Source organism: Halorubrum sp. Eb13 (genome assembly GCF_002252895.1).
Classification (GTDB): domain Archaea; phylum Halobacteriota; class Halobacteria; order Halobacteriales; family Haloferacaceae; genus Halorubrum.
The window spans coordinates 1-6,638 of sequence record NZ_NHPE01000075.1 but is presented as its reverse complement, the minus strand read 5'-3'; the positions used below and the strand labels follow the sequence as shown (position 1 = coordinate 6,638).

The 6,638-nt window shown below is 71.5% G+C and carries 6 protein-coding genes; 2 read left to right on the top strand and 4 right to left on the bottom strand.

Annotated features, from left to right (window positions below; genetic code table 11):
* Positions 1-223: 223 nt before the first annotated feature.
* The 4 genes from DJ75_RS08530 to glyA form a co-directional block, all read right to left on the bottom strand.
* A complete protein-coding gene (locus DJ75_RS08530; RefSeq protein WP_094524075.1) occupies positions 224-1,222 on the bottom strand; it encodes an ornithine cyclodeaminase family protein in 999 nt (332 codons plus the stop codon).
* Positions 1,223-1,331: 109 nt separating this feature from the next.
* On the bottom strand, positions 1,332-1,625 hold the full coding sequence (locus DJ75_RS08525) for a hypothetical protein (protein ID WP_094524074.1): 294 nt from the start codon (positions 1,623-1,625) through the stop codon (positions 1,332-1,334).
* Positions 1,626-1,862: 237 nt separating this feature from the next.
* Positions 1,863-2,273: a DUF3054 domain-containing protein gene (locus DJ75_RS08520; protein WP_094524073.1), complete on the bottom strand. Its 411-nt coding sequence runs from the start codon at positions 2,271-2,273 to the stop codon at positions 1,863-1,865.
* 131 nt (positions 2,274-2,404) lie between these two features.
* A complete protein-coding gene (gene glyA / locus DJ75_RS08515) occupies positions 2,405-3,652 on the bottom strand; it encodes a serine hydroxymethyltransferase (RefSeq protein ID WP_094524072.1) in 1,248 nt (415 codons plus the stop codon).
* Between the two features lie 361 nt (positions 3,653-4,013).
* Here glyA and tbsP point away from each other — a divergent pair, with 361 nt between their 5' ends.
* The gene (tbsP, locus tag DJ75_RS08505) at positions 4,014-4,820 is read left to right on the top strand and encodes a transcriptional regulator TbsP (RefSeq protein WP_094524070.1); all 807 of its coding nucleotides are present in this window, start codon (positions 4,014-4,016) and stop codon (positions 4,818-4,820) included.
* Between the two features lie 70 nt (positions 4,821-4,890).
* Complete coding sequence (locus tag DJ75_RS08500) at positions 4,891-6,582, top strand: YcaO-like family protein (protein WP_094524069.1); 1,692 nt, start codon at positions 4,891-4,893, stop codon at positions 6,580-6,582.
* The last annotated feature ends 56 nt before the right edge of the window (positions 6,583-6,638 follow it).

The window sequence follows — 6,638 nt, the reverse complement described above, 5'->3', positions numbered from 1 at the left end:
AAGCACCGCAGGAACGAGCAACGCGAGTGACGAGGAGCGTGGTTCGAGAGAGCTTCGCTCTCTCGTCATCACGAAAGGCGCGGAGCGCCTTTCGAACGACAGCGAGTCACGCGAGCCGTCGCGACTGGGGCTTTGGAGGTGCTCGCCGTCGATCCAGTATGAGCGATTTATAAATGACCACTCGGAACGGCCTCACAGCCACCGGACCGACACCATCGACCGCTTATTTGCCAGTAAGCGCCTCGCTCGCGGGCGCGAAGTCGATCGTCTCTCCCCGACCCGCCTCGCTCGCCCGTTTATAAAGCATATACGCGGCCGCGACCGTCTCGATCCCGGTCCCGCCGGAGTCGAACACGGTGACCTCGTCGTCGCTCGTCCGCCCCGGATGCTCGCCGGCGACGACCTCGCCGAGGTCGGCCGCGACGTGGTCCTCGTCGACGAGCCCCGCCTCGACCGCGGCGAGGAACGAGCCCGCGTCCTGGGTCGCCCGCTCGCGGATGTCGGGGACGTACGTCGCCCGGGCGACCAGATCGGGCGGGAGCTCGTTCTTCCCCGGCGTGTACTGCCCCATCGCCGTGACGTGGGTGCCGGGCTCGACGTCGGCGTCGTCGACGACGGGGTCGCTCGCGCTCGTCGCCGTGATCACCACGTCGGCGCCGGTGACCGCCTCGCTCGCGCTCGCGACCGCCGTGACGTCTGGCTCGATCCGGTCGGCGAACTCCTCGGCGAACGCCTCGCGGTTCTCGACGGTCGGCGAGAAGACGCGGACCGCCTCGAACTCCCGGACAGTCGCGGTCGTCGCGAGCTGGCCCCGGGCCTGCGCGCCGCTCCCGATCACGGCGACCTCCGTCGCGTCTTGGCGGGCGAGCGCGTCGACCGCCGTCGCTCCCGCGGCGCCCGTCTTAAACGGGTTCATCGAGGCGCCGTCGAGCACCGCGAGCGGCTCCCCCGACTCCGCGTCGAACAGCGGGGTCATGAACCACGCGTCGCCCGCGCCGAAGCCCGCGGAGTAGGTGTACCCGCCCATCGCGCCCGTCTCGGGGAGGATCGCGGCGTACGTCGTCAACATGCCGGGCGGGTCGCGGCTGAGCAGTTTCGTCCGCGGCTCCGCGGCCGCGCCCTCACCGATCTGACGGTACGCGTCGCGCACGGCGGCGACGTACTCCGCCGGCTCGGCGAGGTCGTCGACGTCCGCGCTCGCGAGGAACAGCGTCTCGGTCATACCGCCCCTCTCGGGAGCGGGGAACTAAACCGTGCAGGAAAGCGGCACGGAACGCGGCGGCGCCGATCGACGGTCGCACGGGTCGACCGGCGTCCCGCTACCGAGCGGGTCAGTCGGAACCGCCGGCTCCCGATCGACCGGCCCGCGACCGGCCGGTCCGCGAACGGTCGACCGCGCGGTCGATCGAGTCGCCGGCCGACTCGTCGCGAGGGCGATCGGCCTCCCCGGGGACGCCGGTGACCGGGTTCCGGACGAACATCGCGTGGAACATGACGCCCCCCGCGACGAGGGCGCCCCCGGGAAGCGCGGCCGTCAACGACAGTCCGACCAGGTTCAGGACGGCGGTCACACCGATCAACGCGGCCGGAATAAGCCCGAGGACGTAGTCGTAGTACCCAGTCATACTCTACCACGATCTACGATAAAATCACTATTAAATTTTTCTCAGGGTTCGGCGTGACACCTTCGCTGATCATCTTGAAGCCGTGCATAAGTTATGGAAATCATCGCCGCGGCAGACGCGGGCCGGCGAACCGCCGATACGGCGGCTTTCGGACCGGGTTCGAGGCGGTCGGAGAAGCGACGGAATCGGACTGAGAAGGGGATCGGGGCGCGGCGGTCGAACCGCCGGGGCGCGTCTCTATCGGAGCTTGAAGTACAGGGCGCGCCAGCCGCCGAGGAACGCCGACCCCGCCACGAGCATGACGACGGCGAAGCTCAGTTCGGCGCCGCCGCGGAAGACGAACGCGCGGAGCCCGAGTCCGACGACGGCGGCCGGGATCCACGACCGGATCGCGAGCGGCACTGACGACTTCGCCGTCTCCGCGGCGCCGGCGGAGTACGCGCCGACGACCGGCGCGATCAGGGCCCAGGCGATCAGGAACGGCGCGTAGACGCCGGGCAGGTACAGCGGGTTCGCCGTGAGGAACTCGACCGAGGTGTGGTTCAGCGTCCCGATGGTCAACATGACGATCAGCGCGATCAGGTCGCCGACTAGGAGCGGCGCGGCGGCGCGGTCGAGGCGATTCGAGAGGAACGACGAGTCGGCCATGCCGACCACTCCGCGGCGCCCCTACTTTGTACGCACGGATTCGGTCGGGCGGTCGCCGCGCCGGCGAGCGTCGCCCGCCGACCGCCACATCGCCCGCCGACCGCCGTGTCGCCCGCCGCCCGCCGCGTCGTCTACTCGTACAGCGGGTGCTCCTCGCAGAGCTCGACGACCCGCTCGCCGACCTCGTAGATGACGTCGTCGCTGTCGACGTCGTCGACGACGCGGTAGATGAGGTCGCCGACCTCCTCGATCGCCGCCTCGTCGAACCCGCGGGTCGTGAGCCCGGCGGTCCCCGCGCGGATCCCCGAGGGGTTGAACGGCGAGCGCGTCTCGCCGGGGACGGTGTTCCCGTTGAGCACGATGTTCGCGGCCGCCAGCGCGTCCTCGGCGTCGCCGCCCGGCAGGTCCGGGTGCGAGTCGCGGAGGTCGACCAACACGAGGTGGTTGTCGGTGCCGCCGGAGACCAGGGAGAGGCCGTGGCCCTGAAGCGTCTCGGCGAGGGTCTCGGCGTTGTCGACGACCCGTCGCGCGTACTCCTCGAACTCGGGTTCGAGCGCCTCCTTGAACCCCACCGCCTTGCCGGCGACGTTGTGCATGAGCGGACCGCCCTGCCCGCCGGGGAACACCGCCTTGTCGATGTCGTCGGCGTGCTCCGCGTCGCACATCACGATCCCGCCGCGGCCGGCCCGGATCGTCTTGTGGGTCGAGCCGGTGACGAAGTCCGCGACGCCGACCGGCGAGGGGTGGACGCCGGCGGCGACGAGCCCGGTGATGTGCGCGATGTCCGCGAGGTGGTAGGCGTCGACCGCGTCGGCCGCGGCCTGGATCTCCTCCCAGTCGACGGTGCGCGGGTACGCGGAGTAGCCGGAGACCACGATGTCGGGCTCGAACTCCTCGGCCGTCTCGCGGAGGTCCTCGTAGTCGATGTACCCGGTCTCGGGGTCGACCTCGTACTGCTCGACCTCGTACATCTGCCCGGTGAAGTTCGCGGGGTGACCGTGCGAGAGGTGACCGCCGTGGCTCAGCTCCAGCGAGAGGATCTTGTCGCCCGGGTCGAGCGTCGCGTAGTACACCGCCTGGTTCGCCTGCGTCCCGGAATGGGGCTGGACGTTGACGTGCTCGGCGCCCCACAACTCCTTCGCGCGCTCGATCGCGAGCTCCTCGACCTCGTCGGCGTACTCGCAGCCGGCGTAGTAGCGCTCACCGGGGTACCCCTCGGCGTACTTGTTCGTGAGGACGCTCCCCTGCGCCTCAAGCACCGCCTCGCTGACGTGGTTCTCGCTGGCGATCATCGCGAGCGTCTGTTCCTGTCTGTCGCGCTCGCCGGCCAGCGCGTCGGCGACCGCCGGATCGACCTCTCGGACGTGCTCGTTGTCCATGTACGAATGCCGGTGCGATCGCGCATTAATCCTTCCGTCGCGGCGTCGCTTTCGCGGCTCCCGGGACGGCGTCTCCGCCCCCCACTCCGTCGGACCCGCGATTCCCGCTCCGCCGCGCCCGCGATCCTCGCTCCGCGGGGCCCGCGATCCCCGCTCCGCCGCTCTCGGGTCTCTCGCTCGGCCGGACCCGCGACCCGCTCGCCGTTTCGCCCGCGCCCGCGGCGACCCGTTCCGCCGCCCGATTCCGAGCCAGATCGCTGAATCCGCCGTTTTCGGCCGTTTTGGCGGCTGAAAACCCGTTGTTCACTCCTCCAATCCCGTTAATATTAAATAGATATCTGGCTTTTATCCGGGAAGATAGATGGTGTCGAATTTACTGGAGACGGACGTCGAGAACGTCCTCGACACGGCGTTCGCCGGCGACGACGACGAGCTCCTCGTCGTCGACCCGTCCGCGGAGACGATCGTATCGCTCGTCGAGGCGGCGACCGGCCGAGACGACTTACCGACCCTGTCGATGCTGGCGGACGAACGCACGCTGAAGGCGGTGACGGACGACTTCCTCGTCGCGTCGAAGGCAGCCGACCTCGTCGCCGACGGGTCGCTCGGGCTCCGCGTGCTCTCCGCCGACGTCGACAACGCGCTGTTCGTCTCCCCGTCGCGAGTCGTGGTCCTCGTGAGCGCCGGCGAGCACGTCGCCGCGCTCTCGACCGAGGAGGACGACTTCGTCGACGAGGTGTTCGCGACGCACCGCGACGCCTTCGAGGCGGCCGAGACGTACGGGCTCCGGACCCCGGCGCTCAGCCGCGTCCGCGAGACGATGGCCGCCGAGATCGGCGAGGCCACCCGCGACGACTTCGACGCCGTCCTCGCGTCGATGGAGTCGGCGGACGCCGCGCTCGACGAGGTGACCGTCTCGCTGCTCGTCGCCGCGAAGAACGACGTCCTCCTCTACGACATCTCGAAGTGGGGCGAGGACGTCGGGATCGCCTCGAAGGCGACGTTCTCCCGGACGAAGACCCGACTGGAGGACCTCGGTATCATCGACACCGAGAAGGTCCCGATCGACGTCGGTCGACCCCGCCTCCGGCTCAAGCTCGGCGACGAGCGGCTCCACGGCGTCGACGCCGACGAGCTCGCGGCGGTCGCGAGCGACCTGATGGCGTAACCGGGACACCGTCTCCGCCCGCGACGCTCCTACCCGCGGCTTTTTTTCGCTCCTTCGCGTCGACCGGGACATGGACATCGGACTTGTCGGCGAGGGGCCCGCGGTCGACGCCGTCGCGACCGCGCTCGGCGACGTCGACGTGAACGTGATGCCGGTCGAGCCGGGGCTGCTGGACGGCTTCGACCTCGCGGTCGTGGTCGACACCGCCGGGTCGGACGCGTTCGCGGCCGCGAACGACGCCCTCGACCGATGGGTCGGGATCGAGGTCGGCGGCGTCGGCGGCGTCCCGCTCGCCGACGTCGACGCCGCGGTGACCGTCTTCGGCGAGGCCTGCTACGACTGCCTCCGAGCCAGGGTCGCGAGCGGCGGCGCGGAGCCGGCGGACGCCACCCAGGGCCGCCGGTCGGCGGTGCGCTACGCCGGCGCGCTGGCCGGGCGCCGCGTCATCCGGCTGCTCGCCGGCGACCCGGTCGCCGACACGGTCGTCGAGGTGCCGGGCCCGGAGCGGACGCTCCTCCCGGCCCCCGGCTGCGACTGCGGCGACGCCCCCGGCGACGTGCTCCCGCGGGAGCACGCGGACCGCGCCCTCGACGACTCGATCGACCGCGCCGAGCGGGCGGTCGACCCTCGGATCGGCGCGCTCTCGGAGGTGGGCGAGCGTGAGTCGTTCCCGGTGCCGTACTACGTCGCGCGCGTCGCCGACACGACGCCGTTCTCCGACGCGCGGGCCGCCGAGTTCGGCGGCGGCGTCGACGCCGGCTGGGACGCGGCGTTCATGAAGGCGCTCGGCGAGGGGTTAGAGCGGTACGCGGCGGGCGTCTACCGCGAGTCGGCGTTCACGCGCGCGCCGGCAGCGAACGTCCCGAACCCGGTGCCGCCGGACGCGTTCGTCCGTCCCGACGACGCCGAGCCGTACGACCGCGACGACGCCCTCGCGTGGGTGACCGGCGAGGCCCTCGCGACCGGCGAGCCAGCGAGCCTCCCGGCGGAGTTCGTGCAGTTCCCGCCGCCGGAGCGCCGGTACCGGCCCGCGATCACGACCGGGCTCGGCCTGGGGAACTCCGGCCCGGAGGCCGCGCTGTCTGGGCTGTACGAGGCGATCGAGCGCGACGCGACGATGACGAGCTGGTACTCGACGACGGAGCCGCTCGGGCTGGAGGTCGAGGACGCGACGTTCGCCGAGCTGGAGAAGCGCGCGCGGGCCGAGTCGCTCGCGGTGACGCCGCTGCTCGTGACGACCGACGTCGACGTGCCCGTCGTCGCCGTCGGGGTCCACCGCGACGGCGACTGGCCCCGGTTCGCGGCCGGATCTGGCGCCGACCTCGACCCGGTCGCCGCGGCCCGGAGCGCGCTCGCCGAGGCGCTCCAGAACTGGACGGAGCTCCGGTCGATGGGACCGGAGGCGGCCGCGGAGGAGGGCGCCGCGATCGGACACCACGCCGACTTCCCGGCGGAGACGCGGGCGTTCTTCGACCCGGACGCGAGCGTCTCCGCCGACGCGCTCGGCGAACCGGAGCTCTCCGGGACCCCGGAGCTAGAGGCCGTCGTCGACCGCGTCGAGACGGCTGGACCGGAACCGTACGTCGCCCGGATCACGACGCGGGACCTCGCCGGGATGGGGTTCGAGGCGGTCCGGGTGCTGGTCCCGGGCGCGCAGCCCCTGTTCACCGGCGAGCCCTTCTTCGGCGACCGCGCCCGCGACGTGCCCCGGTCGATGGGGTTCGAGCCCGACCTGGATCGGACGTACCACCCGTTCCCGTAGCCGGCGGCGTCGCTTCCGCCGTCCGGCGCTCCGTCTGCTTCCGCCGTCCGGCGCTC

Coding starts and splice junctions, on each gene's coding strand:
- DJ75_RS08530 (WP_094524075.1), bottom strand. CDS start 1,222: ATGACCGAGACGCTGTTCCTCGCGAGCGCGGACGTCGACGACCTCGCC.
- DJ75_RS08525 (WP_094524074.1), bottom strand. CDS start 1,625: ATGACTGGGTACTACGACTACGTCCTCGGGCTTATTCCGGCCGCGTTG.
- DJ75_RS08520 (WP_094524073.1), bottom strand. CDS start 2,273: ATGGCCGACTCGTCGTTCCTCTCGAATCGCCTCGACCGCGCCGCCGCG.
- glyA (WP_094524072.1), bottom strand. CDS start 3,652: ATGGACAACGAGCACGTCCGAGAGGTCGATCCGGCGGTCGCCGACGCG.
- tbsP (WP_094524070.1), top strand. CDS start 4,014: ATGGTGTCGAATTTACTGGAGACGGACGTCGAGAACGTCCTCGACACG.
- DJ75_RS08500 (WP_094524069.1), top strand. CDS start 4,891: ATGGACATCGGACTTGTCGGCGAGGGGCCCGCGGTCGACGCCGTCGCG.